At 49.1% G+C, this 15,660-nt stretch carries 18 protein-coding genes; 11 read left to right on the top strand and 7 right to left on the bottom strand.

Translation table 11 applies throughout. From position 1 onward, the window contains the following. Positions 1 to 200: 200 nt before the first annotated feature. Positions 201 to 1,073: a carboxylating nicotinate-nucleotide diphosphorylase gene (gene nadC / locus F463_RS0113630; RefSeq protein ID WP_018987664.1), complete on the bottom strand. Its 873-nt coding sequence runs from the start codon at positions 1,071 to 1,073 to the stop codon at positions 201 to 203. A 164-nt stretch (positions 1,074 to 1,237) separates the two neighbouring features. On the opposite strand from nadC, the gene F463_RS0113625 reads away from it, so the two are divergent. The 4 genes from F463_RS0113625 to F463_RS0113605 all read left to right on the top strand — a co-directional run bounded on the left by F463_RS0113625 (position 1,238) and on the right by F463_RS0113605 (position 5,523). Next, positions 1,238 to 1,861: a glutathione S-transferase family protein gene (locus F463_RS0113625; protein ID WP_018987663.1), complete on the top strand. Its 624-nt coding sequence runs from the start codon at positions 1,238 to 1,240 to the stop codon at positions 1,859 to 1,861. A 240-nt stretch (positions 1,862 to 2,101) separates the two neighbouring features. Beyond that, positions 2,102 to 2,290, top strand: coding sequence for a hypothetical protein (locus F463_RS0113615; protein ID WP_018987661.1), 189 nt, complete (start codon positions 2,102 to 2,104; stop codon positions 2,288 to 2,290). Positions 2,291 to 2,443: 153 nt separating this feature from the next. Continuing rightward, on the top strand, positions 2,444 to 3,100 hold the full coding sequence (locus F463_RS0113610) for a PEP-CTERM sorting domain-containing protein (RefSeq protein WP_018987660.1): 657 nt from the start codon (positions 2,444 to 2,446) through the stop codon (positions 3,098 to 3,100). A 206-nt stretch (positions 3,101 to 3,306) separates the two neighbouring features. After that, positions 3,307 to 5,523, top strand: coding sequence for a TonB-dependent receptor domain-containing protein (locus tag F463_RS0113605; protein ID WP_245545256.1), 2,217 nt, complete (start codon positions 3,307 to 3,309; stop codon positions 5,521 to 5,523). Positions 5,524 to 5,525: 2 nt separating this feature from the next. On the opposite strand, the gene F463_RS0113600 is transcribed toward F463_RS0113605, so the two are convergent. The 5 genes from F463_RS0113600 to F463_RS0113580 form a co-directional block, all read right to left on the bottom strand. Beyond that, positions 5,526 to 5,855 carry a hypothetical protein gene (locus tag F463_RS0113600; protein WP_018987658.1) on the bottom strand — a complete coding sequence of 110 codons (330 nt, stop codon included), beginning with the start codon at positions 5,853 to 5,855 and terminating at the stop codon, positions 5,526 to 5,528. A gap of 80 nt (positions 5,856 to 5,935) precedes the next feature. After that, positions 5,936 to 7,030: a tRNA 2-thiouridine(34) synthase MnmA gene (gene mnmA, locus F463_RS0113595; protein ID WP_018987657.1), complete on the bottom strand. Its 1,095-nt coding sequence runs from the start codon at positions 7,028 to 7,030 to the stop codon at positions 5,936 to 5,938. Beyond that, on the bottom strand, positions 7,027 to 7,458 hold the full coding sequence (locus F463_RS0113590; protein WP_018987656.1) for an NUDIX hydrolase: 432 nt from the start codon (positions 7,456 to 7,458) through the stop codon (positions 7,027 to 7,029). Before F463_RS0113590 ends, mnmA begins: the two co-directional genes overlap by 4 nt. Before the next feature lie 140 nt (positions 7,459 to 7,598). Further along, positions 7,599 to 8,240 (bottom strand): YchE family NAAT transporter, encoded by a 642-nt coding sequence (locus F463_RS0113585; protein ID WP_018987655.1) that lies wholly within the window; start codon positions 8,238 to 8,240, stop codon positions 7,599 to 7,601. 41 nt (positions 8,241 to 8,281) lie between these two features. Further along, positions 8,282 to 10,216: a peptidase U32 family protein gene (locus tag F463_RS0113580; protein WP_018987654.1), complete on the bottom strand. Its 1,935-nt coding sequence runs from the start codon at positions 10,214 to 10,216 to the stop codon at positions 8,282 to 8,284. A gap of 109 nt (positions 10,217 to 10,325) precedes the next feature. On the opposite strand from F463_RS0113580, the gene F463_RS0113575 reads away from it, so the two are divergent. From F463_RS0113575 to F463_RS0113545, 7 genes are all read left to right on the top strand, one after another. After that, the gene (locus tag F463_RS0113575; protein WP_018987653.1) at positions 10,326 to 10,610 is read left to right on the top strand and encodes a hypothetical protein; all 285 of its coding nucleotides are present in this window, start codon (positions 10,326 to 10,328) and stop codon (positions 10,608 to 10,610) included. Beyond that, positions 10,607 to 10,906, top strand: coding sequence for a type II toxin-antitoxin system RelE/ParE family toxin (locus F463_RS0113570; protein WP_018987652.1), 300 nt, complete (start codon positions 10,607 to 10,609; stop codon positions 10,904 to 10,906). Before F463_RS0113575 ends, F463_RS0113570 begins: the two co-directional genes overlap by 4 nt. Further along, a complete protein-coding gene (bioA, locus tag F463_RS0113565) occupies positions 10,903 to 12,216 on the top strand; it encodes an adenosylmethionine--8-amino-7-oxononanoate transaminase (RefSeq protein WP_018987651.1) in 1,314 nt (437 codons plus the stop codon). The genes F463_RS0113570 and bioA overlap by 4 nt, the downstream gene beginning before the upstream one ends. Further along, complete coding sequence (gene dacB / locus F463_RS0113560) at positions 12,216 to 13,625, top strand: D-alanyl-D-alanine carboxypeptidase/D-alanyl-D-alanine endopeptidase (RefSeq protein ID WP_018987650.1); 1,410 nt, start codon at positions 12,216 to 12,218, stop codon at positions 13,623 to 13,625. The genes bioA and dacB overlap by 1 nt, the downstream gene beginning before the upstream one ends. Before the next feature lie 93 nt (positions 13,626 to 13,718). Continuing rightward, positions 13,719 to 14,150: an FKBP-type peptidyl-prolyl cis-trans isomerase gene (locus F463_RS14445; protein WP_018987649.1), complete on the top strand. Its 432-nt coding sequence runs from the start codon at positions 13,719 to 13,721 to the stop codon at positions 14,148 to 14,150. Between the two features lie 266 nt (positions 14,151 to 14,416). Further along, positions 14,417 to 14,842, top strand: a complete 426-nt coding sequence (locus tag F463_RS0113550) for an OsmC family protein (RefSeq protein ID WP_018987648.1) — start codon at positions 14,417 to 14,419, stop codon at positions 14,840 to 14,842. A 13-nt stretch (positions 14,843 to 14,855) separates the two neighbouring features. Next, positions 14,856 to 15,260, top strand: coding sequence for a VOC family protein (locus F463_RS0113545; protein ID WP_018987647.1), 405 nt, complete (start codon positions 14,856 to 14,858; stop codon positions 15,258 to 15,260). 74 nt (positions 15,261 to 15,334) lie between these two features. Here F463_RS0113545 and F463_RS0113540 read toward each other — a convergent pair whose 3' ends face one another. Next, positions 15,335 to 15,652, bottom strand: coding sequence for a DUF2322 family protein (locus F463_RS0113540; RefSeq protein WP_018987646.1), 318 nt, complete (start codon positions 15,650 to 15,652; stop codon positions 15,335 to 15,337). Positions 15,653 to 15,660 lie beyond the last annotated feature (8 nt).

The following is a 15,660-nucleotide window of genomic DNA, read 5'->3' as shown; positions in this document are numbered from 1 at the left end:
GCCGTGATGGCTGGGTGCCCTCTTCTTTGGCTACGGCCGCCACTTTGTGGCTTAACCTAAAGGTTAGCCTACGCCGCAACACTCCGTTAGTTGTGGTTACTTTCTGTGGGGCAAGCAACAGAAAGTAACTCGCCTTTAGGCGAAACCAAATGTCAGATAAGAACATTAGCCTTTACAGTTGATGGGCGATTTTAAATAACCTACAACTTCATCTGAATCCGCATACTTAAATCGACCGCCTGAATATGCTTAGTCAGGGCCCCAATGGATATCCTATCCACGCCTGTTTCGGCAATTGCCCGCACCGTCGTTAAATCCACATTGCCTGATGCTTCTAGCAAAGCGCGTTTCTGGTTGAGCGCCACAGCTTGCCGCAGGTCTTCCAGCGTGAAGTTGTCCAGCAGGATACTGGTTGCGCCTGCGCTCAGCGCTTGTTGCAGTTCATCCAGGCTCTCGACTTCAATCTGGATATTGCTTGTGCTACCCATGGCAAAGGCGGCTGCCAACACAGCTGGAATTGACCCTGCCGCAGCGATGTGGTTTTCCTTGATTAGAATGCCATCGTATAAAGCCAACCTCTGATTTGCCCCGCCCCCTGTCAGCACAGCGTATTTTTGTGCCAGGCGTAGTCCAGGTAAGGTTTTGCGCGTATCTAAAATCTGTGTGGGTAGTCCAGCAATCGCATCTACATAACGGCGAGTGTGGGTGGATACGGCAGACAGGGTTTGCAGGAAATTGAGTGCAGGCCTCTCTGCGCTTAGCATGGCGCGGGCATCCCCCTGAATGTTGACGAGTGCCTGGTTCGCTTCTACACGGTCCCCCTCCTTGACCAGCCAAGTCAATTCAATGGTTGGATCCAGTTGTTTGAAGCATTGCGCTACCCAGGCACAGCCACAAATGATGGCCTGCTCACGGCTAATGATGCTTGCGGTTGCTTGTGTGCCCACCGGAATCAGTGCTGCGGTTAAGTCTCCATTGCCCACGTCTTCTGCCAGCGCTGCACGGACTTGTTCAGCGATGAGGGAAGCGTTTATGTAGGGCGGGAATGGCTGATCAGGCATGGCGTTGGTCATTTGAGTGTCTGCAAGTTTAAAAATTATGCATGTGACCATTCTAAGCCCATGCCAAAAGCTATTATAATAAAAAGAACCCCAAGACCCGCTATGTTTGGACATGCGATTTTCGTCATGGGGTATTTTTTTGAACAAGTATTTAACCTTTTGGCTCACATCACACTATGCAGCTTTTATATACGGTAAACAGTCCATATGCGCGCAAGGTGCGCATTGTCGCCATCGAGAAACATGTCGACCTCACGTTAACCGAGGTGGTATTGTCCGCACCGGATTGTCCAGTCAGCCAACATAATCCATTGGGTAAAGTCCCTGTGCTGGTGCTGGATGATGGCGAGGCCTTGTATGATTCGCGTGTGATTGTCGAGTATCTGGATCATCGCACACCAGTGGCTCACCTGATTCCGCAAGACCATTCGGCCAAGATCAAAGTCCGACGCTGGGAAGCATTGGCGGATGGGATCTGTGACGCAGCTGTGGCTGTGATGCTGGAACAGCGTAAACCCGATGCACAACAATCTGCCGCTTGGATTGAAAAGCAGTTTGCCAAAGTGACTGCTGGATTGGCTACGCTGGATGAAGACCTGCTTAAAAAGAAATGGTGTGTGAACGAAACTTTCAGTCTGGCGGACATTGCGCTGGGGACCGCGTTGGGCTATCTCGATTTGCGTTTTAAAAATGTCCAATGGGAAGGTAAATACTGGCAAGAAAAGTTTCCCAACTTAGCCAAGCACTATGGCGTGCTCGTCAAGCGTCCCAGCTTCAAGCAAACCATGCCTCAACCATAAAGCCAGTTCAATCACAAAATACCGGCATAAGCGGGTATTTTGCTGTTATTCCTCTTGATTCTGCGGAGGGTGGTTGCGAAACCATCCTGCCTAGGTCTTTGTTTCATGCTGTGATTCCCTAAAAATGCCAGTTCGGGCATTAACGATTCTTTACTCACCCTGATGGAGTATTTTTTATTGATAAAGTAAATGATAATTGTTATCATTTAAAAACAAACAAAACAATCATGAATAAATTCTATGCAAGCTGGGAATGCGCCTGTAAAAAAAAGATTGCTCGATTTACTGGATGAGCTGATCGCTCATGACGGTTTTGGCAGCATCAGGGTAGACATTCGTTTGCTAAAGCGCGGACAAAAAGAAGTCATTATCGATTGCGGCAAGCAATACCGATTTGTCGTTGACTTTGAGGCTGCGGTAGAAAAATAGCCAGAATTTATTCTCTTAATTTCAGTTTTATAACCATGTGTTTGCATGGTGATTGAAATACTCAACGGTGTGGGTCCGTGAGACTTATTTTAGAGGTGGCGCCATGGCCTTCGTGAGGAAGGGGCACAGGTGCTCGTTGAGGAGATTCAAATCATGAAATTATCAGTATTAGCTTTGGCTCTAGGTGTGTCATTCAGCGGTTCTGCATTCGCAACACAAGCAGTATGGAACTCAGCCAATCCATGGGGTAGTGAAACGCCAGTAAGTTATGCAGAATGGAATATTTTCAATAGCACGAATGACACCACGCCAGAAGTTGCATTGACGAGTGGCACAACTGCTTCTGTACAGGAAACCACTGGAGGTGCTTTCATTACAGGTGGCGGTAATATTTACAGTTTCTCTGGAGCGACTGCATTTACCGCAACATTGAGTGGCGCAAGCAGTGGTTTATTTGATGTTTATTTACGTATTGGAACGCTTGGAACGCTGGCGAGCTCCACAGCAACCTTGAATGGTGTATCTGCGACTTCAGTGCTTCAATTTAATGAAGATCAGGGTGTTGTCATGGGGGGTGCAACAGCAGAGCAGGAACTATACTGGAAATGGAGCAGTGTAAGTGCGGCTAGCATGTACACCTTCACATTCAGTTCGACCTCTTCTAGCATGAGCCTGGATCAGGTTGCGTTGGCTGCTGTTTCAGTACCCAGTGTGACGCCAGTACCTGAGCCTGAAGCGTTTAGCATGATGGCATTAGGAATTGGCCTGATGGCGTTTGCGGCACGCCGATCCTCAAAAAACAATGCCTAACACCGGCTAGGCCACTCACGGCAAAGGGGCATTCAGCCCCTTTGTTTCTTCCTGCTAAAGAATAAAAGTGCTTCATGATGGCAAGCTCTGTCTACTCCCGGGACCAATATTTAAATAACACTCAGTCTCCCATCACGTTACGGTCACTCGGCTTCTGGTGTATGTTGGCCTTATGTTCACTCAATGCCTGTGCTGAGGCGAATGCTGTGAATAACTCAGGCGATCAAATTGAAGAACCGATGCCGGTAAGCAAGCCTGTTAAAAAAGCAGATGCTGAAGAGGTAGATACCCTTCCTGAAGTGACCGTTACTGATACAAGAACCAAAGCTCCCGAGACGGGTATTAACCGTACATTGCCCATTACCACCATTACGAGTGAGCAATTGCAGCGTGCACAACCCAGTAATATTTTTGATGCCCTCAGGTCCGTGCCTGGGGTTTCCATCACTGGTGGTCCACGCCCAAGCGGGATGACATTTAATATTCGTGGTTATGGCGATAACGAAGATGTGATGGTGAAAGTGGATGGTGTTCCCAAGGGCTTTGAAAAATATCGTATGGGTGGCACCTTTATTGAACCAGAGTTATTAAAGAGTATTGAGGTCCAACGTGGGCCACAAATTACGAGTGGGTCAGGTTCGCTCGGTGGAACCGTGAATGCTACGACCAAAAACGCGGAGGATTTCTTAAAGCCGGGACAAAAGTATGGTGGTAAGGCCAAATTTGGATATGGTAATAACAGCGATGAATATTCCCGTTCTTATTTGCTGTATGCACGTCCCGACGAGCGGGTTGATATTCTTTATAACTACTCCAACCGTCAATCGAATAACATGACCTTGGGCGATGGGACCAAATTAGAAAACTCCGCCATTGAATCAATTTCGCACCTTTTGAAGGTGAGTTTATTTCCCACAGATGATTTGCAATTGGTCACTTCGATAGTCAAGTTCGATGATACGGGTCTGCAGCCATATGACGCGACCGGTGGCCAACCTGGATTCTTTGGGAATGTGGTTCGTACCGTAGATGACCTGACATGGTCTGAGACTTTGAATTATGATCCAGAAACACCATGGATCAATTTAAAAGCGACAGTGGGTGCAGGCCATACAAACCTTCATGATTTGATCGGGCAAGGATCATCATTCAACTCTCCTTTTAACCCGCTTCAGCCCCAATGCAACGGCGTCGTCAATACTGCAAATCCCGCAGATACAATGACTTGCCGCGGTAATCTAAATGATACTTATGAATACAAGACCGAGACTGTCGATATCAGTAATAATGCCATGTTTTTCCAGTCTGGTTCGTTTGCAGCTTCATTACTTGCCGGGTATCAGTTCAATTCCAGTGAACGTGAAATCTCAAGGTTTTACGATAATCTCAACACGTCCATGCAAATGAATTATCCCGATGGATTCAATGCATCTGCACCCCCGGGACGTAAGTCATTTGAGGCCATCTATCTCCAGCCAAAACTTGAGATTGGCCAATTGACACTAACGCCTGGTTATCGCCAGGATCGCTACAAAGTCGAGGCTGCGGGAGGAACACTCGCACTGCTTGCACCCTATGATCAAAAAAGTACCATCAGGTTTAAAGAAGAAACATGGAGTTTGGGCGTGGCGTATGACATATTTCCCAAAGCCAACCCCAGCAAGTTAACTTTCTACAGTAATTATGGACAGGGCTTTCGTCCACCGTTGATCGACGAGTATTTCACACAAGGGCCATTTAGCCGTTGTCGTGCGCTATTGATGCCAATCAGTGGTCCTGATTCGTTGATCTGTGGCGACCTCTATCAACCGCAGCGCTCAGAGACAACAGAAGTTGGGGTGAGTTACCAAACGCCACATCTGTTGAATACGGATATCTGGTTTTCTGGAAAACTCAATTTTTACCATACCTACACCTCTAAATTATTGATTTCTCTGCGCGAAGAAGCGGATGGAACAATTACCCAGGATGGGTGGGAGCGCAGGAATGGCGTAGAGGTAGAGAGTTTCTTGCAATACCATGGTTGGTATATGCGTAGCGGATACTCGCGTATTAACGGTGAAATCTTTAATGGTTTGACGTTTGCCCCATTGTTTACAGCACCAGGTAACGCATTAAATATTAATGTTGGTGCCGAGTTGAGCAAGCATCTGGAGGTAAATGTGACCTACAGAAAAGTCTCCGAGCGGGACATTCTGTTGAGTGGTGATGGGACAACCAATAGTCGTTATGTATTCGGCCAGCAAGACGGCTATGAAATGTGGAATGCAGGTGTTCGGTGGAAACCTAATGATCAATTGACATTAAGACTCATTGGAGAGAACCTCAAAAATGAACTTTATCGCCTTGACGGCAGCATGGGAGGCTTGGGTATGTACGGCCCCGGACGTAATGTGAAGTTTCTGGTCGAAATGACTTATTGAGATTACAGAGGCGTCACGTCGTCGTCACCAAGCAGGCTCAGCTTGTTTTTATGCCGCAGACTCTGGCGTTCATTTAACCGTTTCTGGGCGGCACTAGGGAAATCTGTATAACTGATCAGGCTACGGTCAATCAAAATGCTGATCAGATCTTCCAGCACTCGCGCCAGTTGAATGTCACTCTCACGGAAGGTATGGTGCTTTTTTAGTTCATTATCTAAAAAGGCCAGGTATTCAGTATCTGTATTTTCCACCGCTACCCAGTCCGCTGCCACTTGCGTATCCGGGCTTGCTGCAATAATTACGCCTTCGTTATTTTTTAAGATATAGGCCATAAGGTGTCATTCCTCGTCACTTGGCGGTTCGTTGTCATTACATTATGGAAGCATAAGCAATAACCATGCCTTTTAGATGGCTAAATCGCGCCCGTGATAATCCCACCACCCAGACACACATTGCTTTCATACACCACCACGCTTTGTCCAGGAGTGATTGCCCACTGATGCTGGCCAAAACGAATCGTGGCTTCTTCCTCGTTAACAGCATCTACTTCACAAGGTGCGTCAGGTTGGCGATAACGCGTTTTAGCTGCATATACCCAATTGGTACGCGGTTGTTCGCCGCTGATCCAGTGTAGCTGGCCTGCTTTTAAGCCGTCGCTCTGCAGCAGAGGGTGATCATGCCCTTGCACCACAATCAGCTCGTTATCGGCCATATGTTTGGCTGCGACAAACCATGGCTCGCCATTGCTTTCGCGGCTACCGCCAATTTTCAAGCCCTGACGCTGACCTATGGTGTAGTACATCAAACCTTCATGTTCGCCAACAACCTTACCTTCGGGCGTACGCATCACGCCAGGATGGCGTGGCAGGTAGCGCTGCAGAAATTCCTGGAATGGCCGCTCACCGATAAAACAAATGCCGGTTGAATCTTTTTTCTCAGCATTCGCCAAGCCATACTCACGTGCAATCTCACGGACTTCGCGCTTAAGATACTTACCCAGCGGAAACAGCGTCTTCGACAATTGCGCCTGGTTCAGGCGCGACAAAAAGTAACTCTGGTCTTTGCTGCCATCATCCGCTTTAAGCAATTGATAATTACCCGGCTGAATCGGGTTTTCCCGCACCTGTGCGTAGTGACCGGTGGCGATTAAGTCTGCGCCCATGCCCATGGCGTGGTCGAGAAACGCCTTGAACTTGATCTCGGCGTTGCACAGAATATCTGGATTAGGCGTACGGCCCGCCTGGTATTCCTGTAAAAAGTTAGCGAACACTCGCTCTTTGTACTCAGCGCTAAAATTCACGGTTTCGATGTCAATGCCGATCTTGTCAGCCGCCGAAACTGCATCAATCAGGTCCTGGCGAGAAGAGCAATACTCGTCCGTATCATCGTCTTCCCAGTTCTTCATAAACAAACCGGTGACCTCATACCCTTGTTGTTTCAACAACAAGGCAGTCACGGATGAATCAACGCCGCCGGACAACCCGACGATCACATGTGGCTTACTCATAATGCTTGGCCTAAATGCTTCAAAATGTCTAAAGGATAACGTTTCCCTGCGAGGTAATCCTGCACACACAACAACACTTGCGGGCTACGCATCAACTCCCCTTCGGCAGCAATCTCGGCTTCAGTTTTCCAAACGGTGCGGATAATGCCATCGTCCAACGCCTGCTCTGGATAATGCGTCCCCAATTTGCCGGTAAATGCAAAACGCAAATAGGTAATGCCGTTGAGCGGATGCTGCCAGTGGTAAATGCCTACCAGTGCTTCAGGCGCGAAATCATAAGCAGTCTCTTCCAGCGTTTCACGTATGGCTGCTGCAATAATCGTTTCGCCTTCTTCCAAATGACCTGCAGGCTGATTAAATCGATTGCCGCGGTCTGTGGTTTCTTCCACCAGCAGAAACTTGCCATCTTGCTCTATGATGGCCGCCACGGTGACGTTAGGTTTCCACTGCAGGGAAGATTTCGATGGATTTGAAACGGTGGAATTCAAGATGCACGGGTTTCGTTAAAAAACGATATTTTACCGCTTAGTGATTGATTGGGGGAGGGTTAATTTAGAGCGAGTTAAGGCTATGCAGCGGTGATGAGTTGTGGAAACAAGCCCGACAGCCCATGCGCAATAAATTCCACTGACATGGCGGCCAGAATCAGGCCCATCAATCGCGTCACAATATTGATACCGATTTTACCCAGGTAGTGGGTAATGCCGTCCGCCAATTGCAACAAGCCCCAGATAAATAATGAAATGAGTGCAATCGGGATCACCAGGCTCAGGTGCCCCCAAAAACCTGGATGCTGTTGTGCAGTGAGGATCATGCTGGAAATCGCACCGGGACCTGCCAATAGCGGGATGCTGAGTGGCACAATGGCGATAACTTCACGTTCGCTTAGATCTTGGGCTTCTTCAGGCGTTTGACGAGTGGCGCTTTGTTTGCCATGCATCATGGAGATGGAAATCAGCAGCAGTAATATACCTCCACCGACCTGGAATGAGGGGATGGTGATACCAAAGAAATCCAGGATCTTGTCGCCGATAAAGGCGGAGACGCAGAGTACGATCATGACTGTGATCGCCACCGTACGTGCTGTACGTGCCCGCTCGGCCTTGCTCCAGCCACTGGTCGCGCTGATAAAGATAGGCAGGCAACCGATGGGGTTCACAATGGCAATCAGTGCAATCGCCACTTTAAGCAGGTAGGTATATTCATTCATCCTGTCTCAGACTCCCAATCAAGCTTCAGGTTGCGCGCGCCTTACGCCGGGCGTTTATCGAAAAAAGTCACCGGCTGCGGTGGCGGCATCTGCAGGATATGTTTGCGCACTTTGCCCATCACGTGCATCTCACACGGTTTGCAGTCAAATTTGAGCGTATATCTGTCATGACCACTGATCAGCGTCATAGGCTCAGCCGTCACCGTGCCTTGTACGCCTATCACGCCCTTGGCCTCTTTGGGGCACAGACCGTGGCTAAAGCGCAAACAGTGTTTAGTAATCATCACCGGTACTTCGTCCAGTTCTTCATTCGCTTCATAAGCGCTGGCAATCAGTTTGACGCCATGCTTGTGGTAAAAATCACGCGCTTTCTGGTTATAGACGTTGGCTAAATAACTCAGGCTGTCTTGCGGATAAATGGCGGGTGGTTCGGAGGCTTTTCTCAATGCCGGACGCTCATAGGCCATCATTCTGACTTCAACCAGCTGTTCAATCGCATCGCGGCGCAATTGATTTACCGTCGAGGCTGGCAGGAACCAGAACTGTGTCAGCTCCAAGCTGATCTCTTTGGCGACAAAGTCGGTATTGCCCAATTTGGCCAGATTCTCGCGCAAGCTGTGTTCCGCCTTTTGTGCATCATTAGCGGCTTGCTTGTCCGCTTCTACTTGCGATGTGGCGCTAAAGCCTTGCTCATCAGTGAGGGTGAGTGCAAAACCATCGTGCGTTTCATACAGCACGGCATCCAGCGCAATTTTGCGCGAGGCTGAATCTTTTTCCAGCAAGCGCATAAAGGCATGGTCACGGTTGCGGTACAGCTGCGTGTTGTTGCGGATATCCACCGGCATTTCATTAGGGAATAACCGTTGTGTATATTTGTCCAGGCTTTGCACCGTATTTACGCGCAGGCCGACTAACTCTTTATGCACGTCAAAAAAGCACACCCCGTCACCGTTGTGAAGTTCGATTTCGGTCGCGACATCAATAAAATCTTTGCCAACTTTACGCACTTTACCCACTTCTTCCCCTGCAAATTTGGGTGTATCAAAGGCACCAATATCGGCCTGGCGGCCATTGGCAAAATAATCGGTGGCGCTGCGGTTAAAGGTTTTTTCCGGTTGTGGGGTGAATGTGTAACTGGCATGTCCGGCGGAAGACTTGGCGTATTCCGGCATTTCTTGCAGAATCTCATCAAGCAGTTGGCGGTAATGCGCCGTGGCATTTTTCACATAAGGCAGGTCTTTGTAACGGCCCTCAATTTTAAAACTGCTGACGCCCGCGGCGATCAAGGCGCGTAAGTTGGCGCTCTGGTCGTTGTCTTTCATCGACAGGTAATGTTTGTCTTTGCCGATGATACGGCCTTTCTGGTCTTCCAGTGTGTAAGGCAAGCGGCATTCCTGTGAGCACTCGCCACGGTTGGCACTGCGGCCGGTATGCGCGTGGCTGATAAAACACTGGCCGCTAAACGCGACACAGAGTGCGCCGTGGATAAAGTATTCCAGGTTGGCGGTGGTGGCATCGGCGATTTTCTTCACAGTGGCAATATCCAACTCGCGTGCCAGCACCATCTGGCTAAACCCTACCTGGTCTAAAAACTGCGCTTTTTCTACGTTGCGGATATCAGTTTGTGTGCTGGCATGCAGCTGGATAGGCGGCAAGTCCAGTTCCAGCAAGCCCATATCCTGCACAATCAGCGCGTCGACACCGCTGTCGTATAGCTGATGCACCAACTGGCGAACACCTTCGAGTTCGTTATCATGAAAAATGGTATTTAAGGCGACAAATACCTCGGCATGAAAGCGATGCGCATGCTGCACTAACCTGGCAATATCCTGCACGTTATTGGATGCCTTGGCGCGCGCGCCAAAGGCCGGGCCACCGATATACACGGCATCGGCACCATGGTTAATGGCTTCGATACCGAAATCGGCATTCTTGGCTGGAGCGAGCAGTTCGAGATGTTTGCGGGTTTTTTGCATGGATAATGCATATAAATCAATAAGATGCGCACTATAGCACAAAGCAGCATTTGACAGGTAAAGGTTGAGGTGTTACTTTGGTAACACTTTTTCGATTTGAGGAAAAATCATGGCAACCACCAGCTTAAAGTTACCCGATAGTTTAAAAGATCGTGTGAGTAACTTAGTGTCAAACACAGACAAAACTGCTCACGCATTTATGGTAGAAGCCATTGCAGAAAAAGCCGCACGTGAAGAACAAGAGCGCGCATTTATGGCACGGGCTGAGGCATCTTTACAGCATTATCGTGAAACTGGTATTTCTTATGCAGCTGAGGACGTGCATGCGTATGTGCGAGCAAAGCTGAATGGTCAGCCGCTGCCCGATTTGATTCCAGTAAAAGATAAAAAATGAGCCAGCAACTCTGCCGAGTGGAATATGCGCTTGCTGCGCGAGAAGATTTGATTAGGCTCAGCATGTTTCATCAAGATAATCTCGAGTTAGCGAATCACATTTTGTTTGTGATCAGTGATGGGATTGATTTGTTAAAAAAGCATCCTTTAGTTGGCAGGCAGCTACCAAGCGGTTTAAGAGAGTTAGTGATCTCGCATGGCAGCACAGGCTATTTGGCGCGCTATCAATATGATGAGCTCGCAAATTTAGTGCTGGTGCTAGCGATTAAGCACCAAAGAGAAGTGGATTACCATTGAACAACCCTGATTTATTACAACGCTCCCTGCAAGCCGTCTGGCACCCTTGCACGCAAATGAAACATCACGAACGTTACCCTTTGGTGCCGATTGCGCGTGGCGAAGGTGCCTGGTTGTTTGATAGCGACGGCAAGGGTTACCTCGACGCCGTCAGTAGTTGGTGGGTCAATTTATTTGGTCATAACCAGCCCTTTATCAAAGAGGCCATTAAGTCCCAGCTTGATCAGTTAGAGCATGTGATGCTGGCAGGGTTTACCCACGAACCCGTGGTGAAGTTATCAGAAAAACTTTCTACGCTGACGGGATTGGGTCACGCGTTCTACGGCTCAGATGGGGCCAGTGCCACTGAGATCGCACTCAAGATGAGCTTTCATTACTGGCGCAATGTTGACCAGCCGCAGAAAACTCAATTTATCAGTTTGCAAAACAGTTACCATGGTGAAACCTTGGGTGCACTGAGCGTCACCGATGTCGCCATTTTTAAAGACACGTATGCACCACTAATTTTGCAGTCGGCACAAATGCCCAGCCCGGATAGCCGACTGGCGGAGCCTGGTGAAACGGAAGAGGCATATGCCTTGCGTTGTGCGGAGGCGCTGGAAGCTTATGTGGCCGAGCATCATACCGCGTTGGCCGCTTTTATTATCGAGCCCTTGGTGCAAGGTGCAGCAGGTATGGCGATGTATCACCCGGTATATTTGCAGCGGGCGCGTGAAATTTGTAGTCGTTATCAGGTGCATTTAATTGCCGATGAAATTGCTGTCGGTTTTGGCCGCACTGGTCCCTTGTTCGCCTGCGAACAGGCTGGGGAAAAGGTCAGCGATATTGCAGATTTTATCTGCCTGTCCAAAGGCATCACAGGAGGCTACCTGCCGTTATCGGTGGTGTTGACCAGAGATGAAGTGTATGAAGCGTTTTATCATGACCAGACCGTCAAAGGCTTTTTGCATAGCCATAGCTATACCGGAAACCCACTGGCGTGCAGTGCAGCGTTAGCTACATTGCAATTGTTTGAGTCTAGTGATGTGCTGGCGAATAATCGTCTCACTGCACAGACGCTCATGGCAGCCGTTGAGTCGTATGACTTTGACATGAGTCATGTGCGCCAGCGCGGCATGATTACTGCGTTTGAAGTGACCACGGGTAATCCGCACTTTGCCCGTGACTGCTACGCTGCTGCGCTCAAACATGGTTTGCTGTTGCGCCCCATCGGCAATACAGTGTACTGGATGCCGCCTTATTGTTTGAATGAGGCAGATATGCTGCATCTGGCTCAAGCTACGCGTGCTGCTGTGCTGGAGAGTAGGTAATGCGCTGGCTATTCGTCATATGCAGCTGCTGGGCAGCCATGGCTCAGGCTGCGTTACCCAATTATTTGCAAGATGCATTGAGTAAAGCACAATTGCCTGCCGACAGTGTGGCGATCATCGTGCAGCCTGTTGATGGCGGATCACCTCTAATCAGCCACAATCCCACCAAAGCCATGAATCCGGCTAGTGTGATGAAATTGGTCACGACCTATGCTGCACTCGAAGCGCTGACCCCCGCCTATCGCTGGAAAACTGAAATCTATCGAAACGGACCCGTGAACCAAGGGGTGCTGGATGGCGATTTAATGATCAAGGGCTTTGGGGATCCTGCATTCAATATCACTGATTTCTGGCGCTTGCTGCAGTTGGTGCAACAACAAGGTATCCGTCAAATCAAGGGGGACCTGATACTGGATTTATCGGCGTATGCGCCTGAAGTGAGTCAGCGGCCAGTCTTGGATGAAGAACCCTGGCGCGCTTATAACGCCAACCCGAGTGCATTGTTACTGAATGGCCGCAATACCAGCTTCCGCTTTGCGGCCACCAAGGTAGGAGGAAAGCCTGCTGTACAAATCACCCAGGAATTCGAGTTGCCGCAAATCCGTGTCATTAATACCATGCAAACTCGAAAGGGCGCGTGTAATGACTGGCGAGGGGACTTGCATTACACAGTCACACCCTACCTTGACGGCGTGACGGTTGCTTTTAATGGTACCCTGCCTGAGCAATGTGACGAGCGTTACCTGGAACTCAGTGTGCTCAATGATACGCAATACTTATTTTTGAGCTTTAAGAAATTGTGGGCCCAGCTGGGAGGCCAATTTAATGGCCAGCTGGTGCTGGCACCAGCGACTGACGCTGCGATGCTGGTGACCAGCTGGTCGTCTCCGCCATTGGATAGCGTGGTGCGCGACATTAATAAGTGGAGCAATAATGTGATGGCGCGCCAGTTAATGTTAACCATTGGTCTGGAAGCAGGTTTTACGCCAGCCGATGAGGCGGGAGCGGGGCTCGCCCTCAAGCAGGTGTTGCGGCAGCGCGGCTTGCAATTTCCTGAGCTGGTGCTGGAGAATGGATCAGGCTTGTCACGCAATGAGCGAATTAGTGCGGAACATTTGGCGCAGTTGCTCATCACAGCCTGGCAACGCCCGGTGATGCCGGTGTTGATGGCGTCTATGCCAATACTGGGGCTGGATGGTACCACCAAGAAACGCCTCGCCGATGGCGCAAGTAAAGGCATGGCCTATCTCAAAACCGGTTCGCTGGAGGGCGTGAGCAGTATTGCAGGCTACGTGCAGGATAATGCTGGCAAGCGCTATGTGATGGTGGTGGTGGCGAACCATGTCCGCGCAGCAGCGGTGCGTGCGGTACAGGATACATTGCTAAAGCAGCTGATCGAAGGGCACTAATTGCCCGAGAATTTGTCATCAAAAGCGCGTAAAATGACGTGTTTTCTGGGAGTAAATAAATTGAAATCTGGAATCAAACTAATTGGTCTCAGCATGTTGATGTTGATGACTGTCACAGGTTGCCAAGCGCAATCCAATTCTGCAAAAACTAAGGAAACTGCACAAATGTCTGCCAATGTCACTGAGTTACAAAAAATTGACACCGTTGTCGGTGATGGGCGTGAGGCTGAGATTGGTTTTAACGTCACCGTGCACTACACTGGCTGGCTATATGACGCCAATAAAGAAGACCATAAAGGCCAGAAGTTTGACAGCAGCCTGGACCGCAATTCGCCATTTAATTTCTTTTTGGGTGGCGGCCAAGTGATTCAGGGCTGGGATGAAGGTGTGCAAGGCATGAAGGTAGGTGGCAAACGTACCCTGATTATTCCTTCTGACCTGGGCTATGGCGCACGTGGTGCGGGCGGCGTGATTCCACCGAATGCTGCCTTGGTGTTTGATGTCGAGCTACTCGGTGTGAAGTAAAAAATAATTCTTTTCATCTCTGCGGGCATGGTGGCGCAGGTGTTTGTGGCTTGCATTATTGCCTCATGTCCCCAAATGAATGATATGAATAATCGGCACTTCTATCAGTTCAAATTGCTAAGTCAGACAAAGTGCGATTAAAAATTTGCGAGCATTTGCTTGGCGAATTGCCTGCTTGATCCACTCTGTCAGCAACACCAAATCGCGATAGAAGTTGGATTTATAGAAGTCCCCTAATGAATTAAGTCTATGATTGGAAACGTATAATGCAAGTCCAGGTGAAATGGGTAGATGGTGTCAGTTTTGTCGGTGAGTCGGAAACTGGTCATGCAGTCGTGCTAGATGGCGCCCCTGAAAATGGCGGTCGTAACATCGGCATGCGTCCCATGGAAATGCTATTGATCGGCATGGGTGCATGTACCTCTTTTGATGTGGTGACCATCCTGAAAAAAGCCCGTCAGCCGATTATAGACTGTGTAGCGCAGATTCAGGCTGAGCGCGCTGACACCGTGCCCAAGGTCTTTACCAAGATTCATGTCCATTTTGTGGTCACCGGTGAGGCGCTCAATGCGGCGCAAGTTGAGCGGGCGGTGAAACTCTCTGCCGAGAAATATTGTTCGGCTAGCATCATGTTGCAAAAAGCCTGCGAGATTACGCATGACTTTGAAATCAAAGCGCCCAGCTTCGATTAAGTGAGGAGTTGGCATGAGCATTCCTCACGGCATGATAGGTATCCGACATGTGGCCTTGTTTATCAAAGAGTTAGAGTCGGCTGTCGATTTTTACACACGTGTGGTCGGTATGCAGATTGAGTGGCAGCCTGACCCAGACAATGTATATTTGACCAATCATGGTGATGTGTTTGCCCTGCACCGGGTCAGTTATACGCCTGATCCCATGCAGCGCCTGGATCATATCGGCTTTGTGCTGACCGACGCACAAGCAGTGGATGATTGGTATGCGCATATGGTTGCGCATGATGTACGCATTACTGAGGCGCCAAAAAGCCATCGGGATGGCTCACGTGGCTTTTATTGCCTGGACAGTGTAGGGCATTTGCTAGAGTTTATTTATCATCCTCCCATTGCGCAGCAGCTACGACAAAAGTAATTGGCGGCTGCAAACTTTCCCTGTATCAACTAAAAAGCCTCCTGAAATCAGGAGGCTTTTCAATAAGGTGGCGATTATTCTGTCACTAACTTAATGGAGAGCGTCTGCTCTTTATCCAGGACATTCAGTAAGCGATCAATATTTGGGTGCTTGCCGGGATGATCTTCTGCATCCTCAGTGTGTTCGGCATACAAGGCCAGACCCTCTACTGCCGCGTCAGTATTGATTTCACCAAACATTTTAAACAAATGGTGGTAAACCTTGATTGATCCCTGGGTGCCGGGTTTGTTCTCAATCACACCGGCTGGCTGATCGTTCTCGTCGTATAGCTCAATACGTTTCACATGGTCCGCATTGTCAAGCGTGAGCAGGTTGTCACTAAATTTTTGCATGGTTGACT

The organism is Methylophilus methylotrophus DSM 46235 = ATCC 53528 (assembly GCF_000378225.1).
GTDB lineage: Bacteria > Pseudomonadota > Gammaproteobacteria > Burkholderiales > Methylophilaceae > Methylophilus > Methylophilus methylotrophus.
The sequence above is the reverse complement of the archived record's forward strand: the minus strand, read 5'-3'. Positions and strand labels throughout refer to the sequence as shown.